Raw genomic sequence first — 15,090 nt, forward strand, 5'->3', positions numbered from 1 at the left:
ATGGTACCGGCGAATTCTATCCCGATGTCCGAGCCAGGAGCGGCCGCATGAGCAACGCCCCCGAACAGCGCGGCGACAAGACCGAGAAGCCCGAGATCCGGGCCGACGGGCTGCAGGATGCGGGCGGCCCCGCGCCGGGCCCGAAGCCGGGAGCCGGCGGCTCCTACTCGGAAGGGGCGAAGGCGGGCGGCCAGGCGGCCCCGGAGCCGTCGGGCTTGCACGATCTCAAGGAGCGGCCGACCGCCCCCTCGACCATCGCGTTCGAATTCGACGGCCAGCAGGTCGAGGCCGCCCCCGGCGAGACGATCTGGGCCGTCGCCAAGCGCCTCGGCACCCACATCCCGCACCTCTGCCACAAGCCCGAGCCGGGCTACCGCCCGGACGGCAATTGCCGCGCCTGCATGGTCGAGATCGAGGGCGAGCGCGTGCTGGCCGCCTCGTGCAAGCGCACGCCGGCCGTGGGCATGAAGGTCAAGTCCGCGACCGAGCGCGCCACCAAGGCCCGCGCCATGGTGCTCGAGCTGCTCGTGGCCGACCAGCCCGAGCGCGCGACCTCGCACGACCCGACATCGCACTTCTGGGTGCAGGCCGACTTCCTCGACGTGTCCGAGAGCCGCTTCCCCGCGGCCGAGCGCTGGACCGGCGACTTCAGCCACCCGGCCATGAGCGTCAATCTCGACGCCTGCATCCAGTGCAACCTCTGCGTCCGCGCCTGCCGCGAGGTCCAGGTCAACGACGTGATCGGCATGGCCTACCGCTCGGCCGACGCGAAGGTGGTGTTCGACTTCGACGACCCGATGGGCGGATCGACCTGCGTGGCCTGCGGCGAGTGCGTCCAGGCCTGCCCGACCGGCGCGCTGATGCCGTCCGCCTACCTCGACGCCGAGCACAACACCCGGACGGTCTATCCCGACCGCGAGGTGACCTCGCTGTGCCCCTATTGCGGCGTCGGCTGCCAGGTCTCCTACAAGGTGAAGGACGAGAGGATCGTCTACGCCGAGGGCGTGAACGGCCCGGCCAACCACAACCGGCTCTGCGTGAAGGGCCGCTTCGGCTTCGACTACGTCCACCACCCCCACCGCCTGACGGCGCCGCTGATCCGCCTGGACAACGTCCCGAAGGACGCCAACGACCAGGTCGACCCGGCCAACCCGTGGACGCACTTCCGCGAGGCGACCTGGGAGGAGGCGCTCGACCGCGCCGCCGGCGGCCTCAGGACGGTCCGCGACACCCATGGCCGCAAGGCGCTCGCCGGCTTCGGCTCCGCGAAGGGCTCGAACGAGGAGGCCTACCTCTTCCAGAAGCTGGTGCGGCTCGGGTTCGGCTCGAACAACGTCGACCACTGCACCCGGCTGTGCCACGCCTCGTCGGTCGCCGCCCTCATGGAGGGCCTGAACTCGGGCGCCGTGTCGGCGCCGTTCTCGGCGGCGCTCGACGCCGAGGTCATCATCGTGATCGGCGCCAACCCGACCGTGAACCACCCGGTGGCGGCGACCTTCCTCAAGAACGCCGTGAAGCAGCGCGGCGCCAAGCTGATCGTCATGGACCCGCGCCGGCAGGTGCTGTCGCGGCACGCCTACAAGCACCTCGCGTTCAAGCCCGGCTCGGACGTCGCGATGCTCAACGCGATGCTCAACGTGATCATCGAGGAGCGGCTCTACGACGAGCAGTACATCGCCGGCTACACCGAGAACTTCGAGGCGCTCAAGGAGAAGATCGTCGAGTTCACGCCGGAGAAGATGGCCTCGGTCTGCGGCATCGACGCGGAGACCCTGCGCGAGGTCGCCCGGCTCTACGCCCGGGCCAAGTCCTCGATCATCTTCTGGGGCATGGGCATCAGCCAGCACGTCCACGGCACGGACAACTCGCGCTGCCTGATCGCGCTCGCCCTCGTCACGGGGCAGATCGGGCGCCCCGGCACCGGCCTGCATCCGCTGCGCGGCCAGAACAACGTCCAGGGCGCGTCCGATGCCGGCCTGATCCCGATGGTCTACCCGGACTACCAGTCGGTCGAGAAGGCCGCGGTGCGGGAGATGTTCGAGGAGTTCTGGGGTCAGAAGCTCGACCCGCAGAAGGGCCTCACCGTCGTCGAGATCATGCGGGCGATCCACGCCGGCGAGATCAAGGGCATGTTCGTCGAGGGCGAGAACCCCGCGATGTCCGACCCGGACCTGAACCACGCCCGGCACGCCCTGGCGATGCTCGACCACCTCGTCGTGCAGGACCTGTTCCTGACGGAGACCGCCTTCCACGCCGACGTGGTGCTGCCGGCCTCCGCCTTCGCCGAGAAGGCGGGCACCTTCACCAACACCGACCGTCGCGTGCAGATCTCGCAGCCGGTGGTGTCCCCGCCGGGCGACGCGCGGCAGGATTGGTGGATCATCCAGGAACTGGGGAAGCGCCTCGGCCTGCCCTGGAACTACGGCGGCCCGGCCGACATCTTCCGCGAGATGGCCATGGTGATGCCGTCGTTCAACAACATCACCTGGGAGCGCCTGGAGCGCGAGGGCGCCGTGACCTACCCGGTCGACGCGCCGGACCAGCCCGGCAACGAGATCATCTTCTACGCCGGCTTCCCCACCGAGAGCGGGCGCGCGAAGATCGTCCCGGCCGCCGTGGTGCCCCCGGACGAGCTGCCGGACGAGGACTACCCGATGGTCTTGTCGACCGGCCGCGTGCTCGAGCACTGGCACACCGGATCGATGACCCGGCGCGCCGGCGTCCTCGACGCGCTGGAGCCCGAGGCGGTCGCCTTCATGGCCCCGAAGGAGCTCTACCGGCTCGGGCTGGAGCCCGGCGACACGATGAAGCTGGAGACGCGCCGCGGCGCGGTCCACCTGAAGGTGCGCTCCGACCGCGACGTGCCGGTCGGCATGATCTTCATGCCGTTCTGCTACGCCGAGGCCGCGGCCAACCTGCTGACGAACCCGGCGCTCGACCCGATGGGCAAGATCCCGGAGTTCAAGTTCTGCGCGGCCCGGGCCTCCGCCGTCCACACGGCCATGGCCGCCGAGTAGGCGGCGTGATCTCCGGCGGCGCGCCCAGGCGTGCCGCCGGACCCTGGCGGCGGACATCGGGCTGATCCTGTTTCCAATTGATCAGCCCGGTGCCGTCCTTGCGAGCGGAGCGAAGCAATCCAGTCGGCGCGACGCCGGCAGATGTCGCGCGGCCCTGGGTCGCTTCGCTGCGCTCGCGATGACGCAGCGGGCTGATGCTGTTTCCGGTCGATCAGCCCGGTGCCGTCCTTGCGAGCGGAGCGGAGCAATCCAGTCGGCGCGACGCTGACAGATATCACGCGGCCCTGGGTCGCTTCGCTGCGCTCGCGATGACGCAGCGGGCTGCACAGACCGAAGCCGACGCCCGACCGTCGAGAGACCGCTTCCCACGGAGGCCCACCTCTGCGCGGCCTCGCTCCTACGAATCGGCCTTCATCAGCGAGGCGAGAAGGTCGAGTTCGCCCGCCACGGCCTCCGAGGCGAGCCGCTCCATGCGCAGGTAGCTGTCGAGGATGGCGTCGCCCGTGCTGGTCAGGACCGCCCCGCCGCCCCGGCGGCCGCCCTTGCTCGCGGAGACGAGCGGCTCCTGGAACGCCTTGTTCAACGTGTCGATGAGGTACCAGGCTCGCTTGTAGCTCATGCCCATCCGGCGCCCCGCGGCGGCGATGGAGCCGGTGTCGCGGATGCCGCTCAAGAGGGCGGCCTTGCCCGGTCCCAGCAGGGTGTCCGAGCCCAGCTCGATCCGCAAACTGATGCTCGTGTCCTCGCCCAACGCACACCGCCGCTTCGCCGGAGGCCCCAGCGCCTCGCAGGCGTCCCTACGCGAAACGGTCGCGTCGATCATCCCGGCGGGCGACAGGATCGTCCGTCCCGTTCCGTCGAGGCCGGCCAACGGTGCGCACGTCACGCGGCTCACGCGGCGGGCGTGAAGCCCAGAGCGCGCAGCGCGGCGGCCGTCTCGGGCTCGCCCAGCAGGCTCAGGAAGGCCGCGAGCGCCGGCATCTCCCGCGCGTCCGCGCGATACGCGAGGTCGTAGGCCTCCTCCGTCAGCGGGCGGAAGCCCAGCCCGTAGGCATCCGCGACGCTCGCGATGGCCACGCCCCAGTCCGCCCTGCCCTGCGAGACCGCCGCGGCGACGGCGTTGTGCGAGCGCGGCTGGTTCCAGAACCCCGCCGGCCGGGCACCGTTCAGCAGCCCGTCCACGAGCAGGCGCGTGCCCGATCCGGCGTTGCGGTTGACCATCACGGCGTCGGGGTCGGCGAGCGCCGCGGCGACCGCGTCCGCGGCGTCGCGCCCTTCGAACCGGGCGTCGCCGCGGCGGAACACGACGCCCTGGAGGCGGCACCACCCGGGCGCGAGGGACAGGCCCTCGGTGAGGAACGGGGCATTGTACCGGCCCGTCTCGGGATCGAAGAGGTGCATGGCGGCGACATCGCACTCGCCGCGCCGCAGGGCGGCGAGGCCGCCGGCCGACCCGACCCAGATGGTGCGGGCGCGGTACCCTCGCTCGCCGAGCAGGCCGACCACCCGGTCCAGGCCGATGCAGTGGCTGCCGACGATCGTCAGGTCCGGCGCCCGCACGCCGGCGCCCAGGCGGACCACGGCGACGCCCTCCCCCGCCTCGACGCCGGCGCGCGCGGCCGGAACCGCGAAGAAGCCGTCCGCCTGCGAGAAGGCGGTGACCGAACCCGAGCCCTTCGGCAGCGGCAGGGCGATCGTCCCCTCGCGACCGTGGGCGAGGGAGGTCATCACGAACTCGGTGCGGCCGAGTTCGGAGGGCACCCGCTGGGACACTTGCGCCGCGATCGTCTCGTCCTCGCGCGGCGGCAACCCGGCGAGCGCCCGCACGTACGGCACGACGAAGTCGTGGAAGGTGAACATCGCGGAGGTGGGGAACCCCGGCAGGACGATGACCGGCTTTCCCTGCGCCACCGCCACGCAGAGCGGCTTCCCGGGCTTCAGGGCCACGCCGTGGAACAGGATTCCCGGCTCGCCGAGGCGGGACAGCACCCGGTGCGACACGTCGCCGGCGCCTTTGGACGTGCCGCCCGAGAGCACGACGAGGTCGCTGTCCCGGAGGGCGGACCGGAGGGCGGCCTCGAGGACGGAAGCCTCGTCGCGCACGATCCCGAGCCGGACCGGCTCCCCGCCGTTCTCGGTCACCGCGGCCGCGATGATCGCGCCGTTCGAATCGTAGATCGCGCCCTCGGGCAGGGGCTCGCCCGGTGCGACCAGCTCGTCCCCCGTGGACAGGATTGCGACCCGCGGGCGTCCTGTGACGTCGACGGCCGCCAGGCCGCACGCCGCCAGCATGCCGATCTCGCGGGCGGTGATCCGCGTTCCCGCGCGCAGCACCGTCTCGCCGCGGGCCATGTCGGCCCCGGCATAGCCCACGAACTGCGCCGGCCGCACCGCGGTCAGGACATCGACGGTAAGGCTCCGGGCGTCGAACTCCGTGTGCTCGACCATCACCACCGCGTCGGCGCCGCGGGGGATCACGCCGCCGGTGGCGATCGGCGTCGCCGTACCCGGCTGGACGACGACGGTCGGCGCGACGCCGCAGGCGAGGATCTCGCGGTTCAGCGTGAGACGCCGCGGGCTCGCCGGCCCGGCGCCTTCCGTGTCGGTCGCGCGCAGGGCGAAACCGTCGACCAGGGACCGGTCGAAGGGCGGGACGTCCATGGGCGAGGCGACGTCGCGGGCCAGAACGCGCCCGAGCGCGTCGTCCAACGACACCGTCTCGGACGGCAGGCGCGCGTGCGGGACCGCCGCCCGGAACCGCGCGAGCGCGTCGTCCCGGCTCATCACCCGGAGAAACTGCTCCTGGCTCGAGGCCGCGGCGAGGCGCGCGACGAAATCCGCCGCCCCGTCACGGTCCGCGTCGGCGCTCACAGGGCCCAAACCTCTACCTCCTCGCCGGCCCGGAAGCCTTCGCTCTCCGGCTCGACCACGACGATGCCGTCCGCCTGCACCAACCGACCGAGCGGAAGGCCGGCTCCGCCCAGCGGCTCCACGCCGTCCGACCCGCTCCGGACGAAGACGACCTCGGACAGACCGATCGACGAGACGATCTTCCGGAGGAGGACGTGCCGCCGCGGCGAGCGCTCCCGCGCGCCGGCGAGCCGCGCGATGAGCGGACGGCCGAGGGCCAGGAACGCGGCGAGCGCCGCCTCGGGAGGCCCGGGCACCAGGAGGACCGGCCTGCCGGCCGCGGAGCCGACCGCGGTGGTCTCCCCGGGCCGCAGGGCGATGCCGTGCGCGCGGACGTCTCCGGCGCGGGCGAGGGCCGCCGCGCTGTGGTCCGAGCGGCCGAAACCGCTGCCCCCGACCACCAGCACCGCGTCCGCCGTGCCGCCGCGGATCGCCTCGGCGATCTCCTCGCCCCCCCGGGCGCGAACCGCCTCGGTCGCCCCGCCCGCCCGCGCGATCAGACGCCCGAGCAGGGGCGACACGGTATCGAGGCTGGACGTCCCGGCGGTGACGACGCGCAAGCGCGGCTGACGGACGTCGACCGCCTCCAGGCCGGCCGCCTCCAGGACGAGCAGGTGAAGGGGCTCGATCCGGGTGCCGGCCTCGATCAGCCGCGCGTTGGCGGCGACGTCCTCCCCCGCTCCGCGCACGCCCTCCCGCGGGGCGATGTCCGCGACGACCATGCCGTCCGCGAATCCCTCCGGGGGCAGGACGGCATCGGTGCCCGACGGCAGCGGCTGTCCCGCCTCGACCCAGGGTGGCGGTCGCGCCGGGAAGATCGGCGCGTAGGCCGACGCGCCGCCCACCGCGGCGGCCGCGACCGCGAAGCCGTCCCGCATCGCCGTCGGGCCCGTGGGCACGGCAGCGTGCGCGACGACCGCTCGCGCGGCGACGCGTCCGAGCGCCGCTGCGAGCGGGACGGTCGCGGGTTCGACGGGAGCCGCCGCGCCGCTGAGCAGGATCGCCGCCTCCCGAAGCGGGATCAGCGCCGAGGACGCATTCCGGATCATCGTGGCGGCGATGCGCCATCCGGGTTCGATGATCAAGGGCCGGCGCGGCGGCCGACCCGCCGACACGACAATGGTCGCCCCGGGCGATATGCTCGCCGCCTATCCGCACGCGCTCCCCTGACAGGCATGACAGGTCCATTCCGCCGAACCTGCGTCACGAGGTCGGCCTCGACGGCTGATCTCGCCATCCGCCTCGTCCGATTCCCGAGGACCGGCCCGGGGGCATGATGCAGACGCTCCAGGACATCCTCTCCCGCCTGTTCAGCCTGGATCGGGACGTGCTGGCGATCGCGTGGCTGTCGCTGCGTGTCAGCCTCACCGCCGTCGGCATCGGTCTCGTGCTCGGCATACCCCTGGGTGCGTTCCTGGCCGTCGCCCGCTTCCCCGGACGCGGCGCCGCGGTCGGCCTGCTCAACGCCTTCATGGGGCTGCCGCCGGTGCTCGTCGGCCTCGCGCTCTACCTCGTCCTGTCCCGCTCCGGTCCGCTCGGACCGCTCGGCCTGCTGTTCACCCCCGCCGCGATGATCGCCGCGCAGGCGACGCTCGCGACCCCGCTCGTCGCCGCACTGACGCAGCAGGTCGTCGCCGACGCCCGGGTGCATCTCGGGGAGCAGCTGCGCTCCCTCGGGCTCTCCGCACCGCGTCAGGCCGCGGCGATGATCTACGACGTGCGCTTCTCCCTCGTGACCGCCGCGCTCGCCGCGTTCGGCCGGGCGATCTCGGAGATCGGCGCGGTCCTCGTCGTCGGCGGGAACATCGACGGGTATACCCGCACGATGACGACGGCGATCTCCCTGGAGACCCAGAAGGGCGATCTCAGCCTCGCCCTGGCGCTCGGCCTCGTGCTGATCGGCCTCGTTCTGGTGGTGAACGTCGCCGTGGCCCTGCTCCGCCGGCACGCCGCGCGGGTGTACGGATGAGCGCGACACCGGCCATCCGCCTCGAGGACGTGACCCTGGTCCTCGACGGTCGGACGGTGCTCGACCGTCTCTGCCTGGAGGTCGCTACGGGCAGCGTCACGGCCGTCATCGGCCCGAACGGGGCGGGCAAGAGCGTCACCCTGAGGGTCGTCGACGGGCTCCTGCGGCCCGACGGCGGCACGGTGCAGGTCGGCCCGCACCGGCGGGCCTTCGTGTTCCAGCGGCCGGCGCTGATCCGCGCGACCGCGGCCGCGAACGTCGCGCTGGCTCTCGGAGACCTGCCCCGTCCTGCGCGGGCCGCGCGGGTGGAGGAGGCGCTCGCCCGCGTCCGCCTCTCCGAGCGCGCCCGCGATCCCGCGACGCGGCTCTCCGGCGGCGAGCAGCAGCGGCTGGCGCTGGCCCGTGCCTGGGCGGTCGGCCCCGACCTGCTCCTCCTCGACGAGCCGACCGCGAACCTCGACCCGGCCTCGACCGAGATCGTCGAGGGATTGGTGTCCGCGATGGCGCGGGCGGGCACCACGGTCGTGCTCGTCTCACACAATCTCGGGCAGGTGGCGCGCCTCGCCGACGCGGTGATCGTGCTGGCCTCGGGCCGCGCCGTCGAGCATGGTCCCGCCCGACAGATCCTGTTCTCGCCCCGGACGTCCGAGGCGCGGGCCTACCTCGCTGGGGAATTGCCGTGGACGCCTTTCGTCGCCGCCTCCTGACCCTGGGACTGGCCGCGCTCCTGAGCGCGGCTGCCCTCCTGCCGCCGGCCGAGGCCGAACCGGTGTCGATCGTCGTCGCCTCGACGACCTCGACCGAGCAGTCCGGCCTGTTCAAGCACATCCTCCCGCTCTTCCGGGAGGCGTCCGGGATCGACGTGAAGGTCGTCGCCCTGGGCACGGGACAGGCGCTCGACGCGGCGCGCCGCGGCGATGCCGACGTGGTCCTGGTCCACGACCGTCCGGCCGAGGACAAGTTCCTCGCCGAGGGCTTCGCGAAGCGGCGGTACGACGTGATGTACAACGATTTCGTGCTGATCGGCCCGGCCTCCGATCCGGCCGGCGTGCGCGGCCTGGGCGTGCGCGAGGCCTTCGCCAAGCTCGCGGCCAGCAAGGTGGCGTTCGTGTCGCGCGGGGACCGCTCGGGCACTCACAGCGCCGAGCTGCGCAGCTGGAAGGAGGCGGGCGTCGATCTCGCGGCCGTGCGCGGCCCCTGGTACCGGGATGTCGGCCAGGGCATGGGCCCCGCGCTCAACACGGCCTCGGCCCTCGGCGCCTACATCCTCGCCGACCGGGGGACCTGGCTCGCGTTCAAGAACCGCGCCGACCTGGTCATCCTGGTTCAGGGGGACCGGAGCCTGTTCAACCCCTACGGCGCGATGCTGGTGGATCCCGACAGGCACCCCGGCGTGAAGGCGAAGCAGGGACAGGCCTTCATCGACTGGCTCGTCTCACCGGAGGGGCAGCAGGCGATCGCGGGCTACAAGGTCGGCGGCGAGCAGCTGTTCTTCCCGAGCGCCGGCGCGCCCGTGACGCGCTGAACCCGGGATCCCCGGGTCGAAGCGCCGGATCGCCGTCGACGCGCGCGCCTGCCCGTCCCGGGCATCCGCGAGGGTGGGCGGCGGATCTCGCCGGCATTCGCCATCGTGCGGCTCGGAGACCGGCCAGGGACGATGGTCGGCCGGGTCGGGGCGGCGCGGGACGTCGCGATCCGCTTCACCGAACCGGAGGTGCCGAGCGCGCGTTTGGCCGAGGTCACCCAGGACTGTGCGGGTCCACCGTCGCGAGGGAGATCATCGTGGTCGGGCATTCAACCGAGCGGCCTGAGACGCCCCCGGAACCCGCGGCGCCCGAACACTCCGCGTTCGGCGCGTACAGCTCTCCACCCTGCTTCATGCACGAGCTCGGCCCCGACTTCGTCGGCCCGGCGGCGGAGCCTCGGCCTTCCGAACCCTGCGGTCCTGAGAGCGCCGCATCCGACTGGCCGAGCGTGCGGCAATGGCGAAAGGAGACCCGCGCCGCGCTCATCGCGCGGCGGGTCGGCATCTCCGCCCAGGACCGCGCCGCCCGGAGCGAGCGGATCGAGCAGGGTCTCCGAGCCGCTCTACCTTCGGCATCGGGCCTATCGATCGGTCTCTACTGGCCCTTCAGGGGCGAGTTCGACGCCAGATCCCTCCTGACGGAGCTGCGCGGAAGCGGGGCGCGACTGGCGCTTCCGGTCGTCGTCGAGAAGGCGCGCCCGCTCCAGTTCCGGGTCTGGTCGCCGGGCGAGCGCATGATCCGCGGCGTCTGGAACATACCCGTTCCCGCAGAGGGCGAGATTGTCGACCCGGACGTCCTGATCGCGCCGCTCGTCGGCTTCGATCAGGCAGGGTACCGCCTGGGATACGGCGGCGGCTTCTATGACCGGACCATCGCGTCCAGGTCGACGAAGCCGCGGGTCATCGGCGTCGGCTTCGAGTTCGCGCGGCTCGCGACGATCCACCCGCAGGCGCACGACGTCCCCATGGACATCATCGTGACGGAAGGCGGCGTCTGGCCCCGCACGGAGCGACCCTGATCGCGCCGCGGAGCGGGCCGGTGTCCGCGCTGGCCGGCTCGGCAGGGCCTGGCCCAGGACCGTTCGGCCTGAGGTCGGCGGATGAGGGCGCGGGGGTCTCAACCGAGGCTCCTGATCGGGGGGGCCCTTGGAACAGGCGGCCGCGGCGGCTCGTTCAGGCGTCACGGCCCGCCACGTTGGCGAGCCGGTGACGACCAGGATACAGCCATGGCTACAGGCACCGTGAAGTGGTTCAACGAGACCAAGGGCTACGGTTTCATCCAGCCCGACGATGGCGGCAAGGACGTGTTCGTTCACATCTCGGCCGTCGAGCGTGCGGGCCTTCGCTCCCTCAACGAGGGTCAGAAGATCTCCTATGACGTCGAGGCGGACCGCCGCAGCGGCAAGGAGAGCGCCGCCAACCTGAAGGCTGGCTGAGCACCGCGCGACGAGTGGCCTGTATCGGGGCCGCTCGTCACAGATCGGGCTTCGAACTCGGGGCAGGAGACCGCGTCAGGCTCTCGATCTCCCGCATCGGTCTCCCCGACTTGCGGGCGATCTCCTCTTCCTGCTCGGTGATGAGAGTGCGTGCCGGCTCGTCGCCGTCGAGGCCGCCCAGGATCTCGGCTGGCACGCGCCGATTCGAGGCGCGGCTGCCGTCGGCGTAGGTGACGTCGAACAGCACGAACCCCTGCACCTTCGGCAGAGACTTGGTACGCTTGGCCATGAGGGATATGCCGGCTTCTCGGACGAGGCGAACGCCGTCGCGGCCCCTGCGTCTTGCAGGCGCGACGCGCGGTCAGGAGCGCGTCTCATAACCCATCCTTCCCGTTTGCCGGAATATCCATGGCGCCGGCCCACAGAGGGACGCCTGTGACATCTTGGAGGCACATCGACACCGGCCTCGTTCCCGGCGGGAGCCCGTTGCACCTGATGCAGCGGGGCCACGAGTTCTCCATCGTCGCCGACACGATCGAGCTGATGAACAGCACCCGCGGGGCCTCCGAGGAGGCGCTGGCGATCCTCGCTTGCGGCCGGGTGCGCGGGCGGGGCGCGGCGCGGGTGCTCGTCGGCGGCCTCGGAATGGGGTTCACCCTGCGCGCGGCCCTGCGCAACCTTGAGCCCGAGGCGCGAGTCACGGTCGCCGAGTTGGTACCGACGGTCGCGGCTTGGGCGCGCGGACCGCTCGCGGGCGTCTTCGCCGGCTGCCTCGACGACGCCCGCGTCGATCTGCGCGAAGCCGATGTCGACCACCTGATCCGGTGCGGCCCGGCCGCCTGGGACGCGATCCTGCTCGATGTCGACAACGGACCGGAAGGGTTCGTGCGCCCGGAGAACGATCGCCTCTATGGCAAGCACGGGTTGGAATCGGCGCGGCGGGCGCTGCGGCCGGGCGGCGTGCTCGGCGTCTGGTCGGCCAATCCCGACCGCAAGTTCAAGGCGCGCCTCCAGCGCTCGGGTTTCGCCGTCGAAGAGGTTCGCCCCCACGCGAACGGGCGCAGCGGCCCGCGGCACGTGGTGTGGATCGCGACCTCCGCCGGCCCGACGGTCTGACCCTTCCTGAACGTTGATTGGGCCGCGTTCCGGCCCTGATGGCCTTGCCTCGGCAGCGAGCGGGCGTCCGTCGCACTCTATCCTTCGCGTCCCGGCCCTCTTACACTCGATCTGTCGCCGGATCGGCCAGACTTCAGGTTCCGGCGGCTTGGGGGACGCGTGCCCCCTCCTACGGAGCCGTGAGCCCGCGATGGCCGACCTCATCGATTTCCCCGGAAAACGCCGAGGCTCCGGCTCGGCCTACCGGTTGCACCGGTTCGGCGCGGACGGCAGCGACCGCGGCACGGTCCTCATCCGAGCCCGCGACGACGCGGAGGCCAGGCATCAGGCCGACAGGCTGGCCGAGGGATTGTTGGCCGAGCTGTGGTCCGGGGACCGGCTCCTGGATCACTTCGCGCCGGCCGGCCACCCGGTTGCGGCCTGCATCGGTCCCCTGCGCGACGGGCCCTGATCCCGCGGACGCGCTGGCCTGCCGGCGCCGCGAGCCAGCCGTTGTTACATTGTTGCATGCTCTCGCGCGAGGTGCGATACGCCGCGGATGTCAGCTGAGGCCACGCTCTGGGATCTGGTGACCGCCGAGCGTATCGCCATCGAGGATGTCGGCGCCGCCGTCGACGCCTACCTGGCAGAACCGACCACCCAGGATCACGCCATCGGTCCGGACCACGTGCTCGATCTCGCGGCGGCCGTCGCGGCCCACCCCTCCGCGCCCGCGATCGTGGTCGACACCGAGTCCGACGAGCCGTCGCGCCGCATGGCGGTGCGGGCGGCCCTGCTCATGAGCCGCCCCACCACCCGATCAAACAGCGACTGAGATTGCGGCCACCCGCGCCCGTCCGCCGGACGACCGGCGGCGGCGTGCGGGTTTACTGGTCGTCATCGTCGTCGTTGACCTCGACGAGATCGCTGGTGTCGTCATCGTCCTCATCGACGACGAGGTTGTCGTCGTCGACCTGCTCCCCGTCGTCCTCGATGTCGAGCGCGTCGTCATCCTCAGCGTTGCTGTCCGTGTCCTTCTCGGCCTCCTCGGCCTCGACCTCGTCCAGCGAGACGAGTTCGGGGCCCTCCGTCTCGTCCTCTTCGTCGCTCGGCGCCTCTTTGCGCGCGACGACGGGAGCGCTCCCCCTGGAATACGATGTCGCGGCAGCGATCGGCACGACCTCGCCCGAGTAGGGCGAGATCACGGGATTCTTGCCGAGATCGTAGAACTTCTTCCCCGTCGTCGGGCAGATACGCTTCGTGCCGAGGTCCGGACGCGCCACTGAGACTCTCCCTGAAGGCCGTGAGACGCTGGATCGCCAGCGAGCATGCGGTGATGTCTACCACAGTCAGCAGCCCGATGCCCCGCCTCTTCGCGCCGAGCGAGGCGTGTCTGCACGACAGAGGTGCCGACACGCGATCGGCAGAGGAGGCAGAGGGGGAAAGTGCGGCGGGGCCCGACCTCCGTGATGCCGGGCGATGTCGCGGACGCTGCGGTGACGCAGCGACCGCGATGTCCGCGATGCGGGTAGGACGTCATCCAAATAGGGGTGGTGCTCCGGAGCACGTCGCGCCGTGATGTGTGGTGCTTAATCGTGTCTCGCACCGTCATCGCCGATGGGACTTGTGCGGCGCAGGTGCTGGAGGGTCTCCACCATGTTGACTCGCACCGTCATAGGCCTCGTCGCCCCCGTCTGCCTCGCCGCCGCGTGGGCCACGCCGTCCCTGGCACAGCCGGCCGCCAACGGCGGGCCGAAGTTCCTCATCCACGGCAACTACTGCGGCCCCGGCAACAACGCGCCTCTGCCGCCTATCGACGCCCTCGACGCAGCCTGCGCCCGCCACGACGCCTGCACGCCGGATATCGGACTTCCGACAAAGGCCTGTAACCTTCGACTGGAACGCGAGGCAGCCGCGGTTGCTCGGGATCCGCGGCAGCCGGACAATGTGCGCTCCCTCGCCGGATTCGTCGCGTCGTTCGCGGCGTCGAACGCGTCGAGCCCGGCGCCGACGGTGCTCCCCGCGAGACTGGCGCGCTGAGAGCCCGACGCATCCGCCACCATTCGCCCGCGCGGGCGCAGGGCGCCGGCTCGAACCGGAAGCCGGCGGGATCGCCGGCCGTGGGGGTTCATCCCGCCTGCGCCGTCTGCCGCCCCCGGTCCCGCGCGCGCGCAGGAATCCGGTGACGGCGATGGCGCGCGCGGGGCCCGCCGCGGCCGGCCGGGCGGGCCGCGTTGCGCGAGCGTGGGGGCCTACCGTCCGCTGGGCGCGGCGTAGCTGCCGGTAACGCCGTTACCCCGGCTGCTGCCGCCCGCAGAGCCGGGGGTCTTGTTCCGGACGAAGCTCGCACCCGGATAGCGCCGCTGGACCCGCGACATCGAATGTCGCCGCACGTGATGGCGCCTCATCCGGACGTCGGTGAGCATGTCGGACGGCGACGAGAGGCCGGTCGCGGGGCCCGCGGGAACGGCCGAGGCGGGGACAGCCAGGACGCCGAGGCCGACACCTGCGAGCGCGGCGAGAACGAGAATGCGCATAGAGCTCCTCCATGCCTCGGCGGAGATGGATCGCCTCGGCATGGAGGGAAGACCTGAAGCGCGCGTCTGGTTCAATGAGCGGGCCTTCGTGAGCGCAGTCTGCCGGGCGGCCGCGACGCCGGCGGCAGAGACAGCCTGGTCACGCGCGGTCACAGCTGCGCCGCCAGCGCGATTAATCCCGGACGCCGCGTGCGCAGCGGCACGTCGCTCCGAGACAATCGCCCCCATATCAGTGTCACGCAAGATGAAATGGACCGTAAGTCTCGGACTGTACTGCGTAAAGGAGCAAGAATTAGCCTATGAAGACCCGTATCGCCGCTACCGTCACCGCTCTCATGCTCGCCGTAGCTCCGATCTCGTCCGCCATGGCCTACGATCGTCCTGCCTGGGCTGGCTCCACGCCCTACGATGTCGAAACCACGGGCTCGTTCGGCGCCCCGTTCGGCGGCCGCTACGACCGCGACCCCTGGACCTGCCCGCAGAGCTCGGCCGCGGAGGGCAATGCCAACCAGCAGAACTTCCCGGTCAAGCAGTACGGCCAGACCGCCGGCGGCAACCGCTGCTGAGGTCGGGGGACACGATGCTGAAGGCCTTCTCCTAC

16 protein-coding genes are annotated in these 15,090 nt (G+C 71.8%); 11 read left to right on the forward strand and 5 right to left on the reverse strand.

The genetic code is table 11. The features are described 5' to 3' along the window. Window positions 1–47 precede the first annotated feature (47 nt). On the forward strand, window positions 48–3,017 hold the full coding sequence (gene fdhF, locus H288_RS0122530) for a formate dehydrogenase subunit alpha (protein WP_020094842.1): 2,970 nt from the start codon (window positions 48–50) through the stop codon (window positions 3,015–3,017). 397 nt (window positions 3,018–3,414) lie between these two features. Here the strand turns inward: fdhF and H288_RS0122535 are convergent, their stop codons facing one another. From H288_RS0122535 to H288_RS0122550, 3 genes are all read right to left on the reverse strand, one after another. Continuing rightward, window positions 3,415–3,744: a winged helix-turn-helix domain-containing protein gene (locus H288_RS0122535; RefSeq protein ID WP_020094843.1), complete on the reverse strand. Its 330-nt coding sequence runs from the start codon at window positions 3,742–3,744 to the stop codon at window positions 3,415–3,417. A gap of 164 nt (window positions 3,745–3,908) precedes the next feature. Beyond that, complete coding sequence (locus H288_RS0122545) at window positions 3,909–5,888, reverse strand: molybdopterin biosynthesis protein (RefSeq protein WP_020094844.1); 1,980 nt, start codon at window positions 5,886–5,888, stop codon at window positions 3,909–3,911. After that, the gene (locus H288_RS0122550; RefSeq protein ID WP_020094845.1) at window positions 5,885–6,976 is read right to left on the reverse strand and encodes a molybdopterin-binding protein; all 1,092 of its coding nucleotides are present in this window, start codon (window positions 6,974–6,976) and stop codon (window positions 5,885–5,887) included. Before H288_RS0122550 ends, H288_RS0122545 begins: the two co-directional genes overlap by 4 nt. 224 nt (window positions 6,977–7,200) lie before the next feature. Between H288_RS0122550 and H288_RS0122560 the strand changes: the two genes are divergently transcribed. The 5 genes from H288_RS0122560 to H288_RS0122580 all read left to right on the forward strand — a co-directional run bounded on the left by H288_RS0122560 (window position 7,201) and on the right by H288_RS0122580 (window position 10,857). Further along, window positions 7,201–7,896 carry an ABC transporter permease gene (locus H288_RS0122560; protein WP_020094847.1) on the forward strand — a complete coding sequence of 232 codons (696 nt, stop codon included), beginning with the start codon at window positions 7,201–7,203 and terminating at the stop codon, window positions 7,894–7,896. Beyond that, the gene (locus tag H288_RS0122565; protein WP_020094848.1) at window positions 7,893–8,603 is read left to right on the forward strand and encodes an ATP-binding cassette domain-containing protein; all 711 of its coding nucleotides are present in this window, start codon (window positions 7,893–7,895) and stop codon (window positions 8,601–8,603) included. The genes H288_RS0122560 and H288_RS0122565 overlap by 4 nt, the downstream gene beginning before the upstream one ends. Next, window positions 8,576–9,421 (forward strand): substrate-binding domain-containing protein, encoded by an 846-nt coding sequence (locus H288_RS0122570; RefSeq protein ID WP_020094849.1) that lies wholly within the window; start codon window positions 8,576–8,578, stop codon window positions 9,419–9,421. Before H288_RS0122565 ends, H288_RS0122570 begins: the two co-directional genes overlap by 28 nt. A 353-nt stretch (window positions 9,422–9,774) precedes the next feature. Beyond that, window positions 9,775–10,440, forward strand: coding sequence for a 5-formyltetrahydrofolate cyclo-ligase (locus H288_RS32680; RefSeq protein WP_085986774.1), 666 nt, complete (start codon window positions 9,775–9,777; stop codon window positions 10,438–10,440). A 207-nt stretch (window positions 10,441–10,647) separates the two neighbouring features. After that, complete coding sequence (locus tag H288_RS0122580; protein ID WP_020094851.1) at window positions 10,648–10,857, forward strand: cold-shock protein; 210 nt, start codon at window positions 10,648–10,650, stop codon at window positions 10,855–10,857. Between the two features lie 37 nt (window positions 10,858–10,894). Here H288_RS0122580 and H288_RS0122585 read toward each other — a convergent pair whose 3' ends face one another. Then, on the reverse strand, window positions 10,895–11,146 hold the full coding sequence (locus H288_RS0122585; RefSeq protein ID WP_020094852.1) for a hypothetical protein: 252 nt from the start codon (window positions 11,144–11,146) through the stop codon (window positions 10,895–10,897). A gap of 146 nt (window positions 11,147–11,292) precedes the next feature. Here H288_RS0122585 and H288_RS0122590 point away from each other — a divergent pair, with 146 nt between their 5' ends. From H288_RS0122590 to H288_RS0122600, 3 genes are all read left to right on the forward strand, one after another. Further along, entirely contained in the window at window positions 11,293–11,973 is a 681-nt protein-coding gene (locus H288_RS0122590; protein WP_026605205.1) for a hypothetical protein, read from the forward strand. A 190-nt stretch (window positions 11,974–12,163) separates the two neighbouring features. Continuing rightward, on the forward strand, window positions 12,164–12,424 hold the full coding sequence (locus H288_RS33560; protein ID WP_020094854.1) for a hypothetical protein: 261 nt from the start codon (window positions 12,164–12,166) through the stop codon (window positions 12,422–12,424). Window positions 12,425–12,511: 87 nt separating this feature from the next. Further along, window positions 12,512–12,787 carry a hypothetical protein gene (locus H288_RS0122600; RefSeq protein WP_020094855.1) on the forward strand — a complete coding sequence of 92 codons (276 nt, stop codon included), beginning with the start codon at window positions 12,512–12,514 and terminating at the stop codon, window positions 12,785–12,787. A gap of 52 nt (window positions 12,788–12,839) precedes the next feature. Here H288_RS0122600 and H288_RS0122605 read toward each other — a convergent pair whose 3' ends face one another. Then, complete coding sequence (locus H288_RS0122605; RefSeq protein WP_020094856.1) at window positions 12,840–13,235, reverse strand: TIGR02300 family protein; 396 nt, start codon at window positions 13,233–13,235, stop codon at window positions 12,840–12,842. A gap of 373 nt (window positions 13,236–13,608) precedes the next feature. Between H288_RS0122605 and H288_RS34130 the strand changes: the two genes are divergently transcribed. Together H288_RS34130 and H288_RS0122620 are read left to right on the forward strand one after the other, a co-directional pair. Then, window positions 13,609–13,992 (forward strand): hypothetical protein, encoded by a 384-nt coding sequence (locus tag H288_RS34130; RefSeq protein WP_042672250.1) that lies wholly within the window; start codon window positions 13,609–13,611, stop codon window positions 13,990–13,992. A gap of 796 nt (window positions 13,993–14,788) precedes the next feature. After that, window positions 14,789–15,055: a hypothetical protein gene (locus H288_RS0122620; RefSeq protein ID WP_020094859.1), complete on the forward strand. Its 267-nt coding sequence runs from the start codon at window positions 14,789–14,791 to the stop codon at window positions 15,053–15,055. Window positions 15,056–15,090 lie beyond the last annotated feature (35 nt).

The sequence above is a fragment of the Methylobacterium sp. 285MFTsu5.1 genome (assembly GCF_000383455.1).
Lineage (GTDB): Bacteria > Pseudomonadota > Alphaproteobacteria > Rhizobiales > Beijerinckiaceae > Methylobacterium.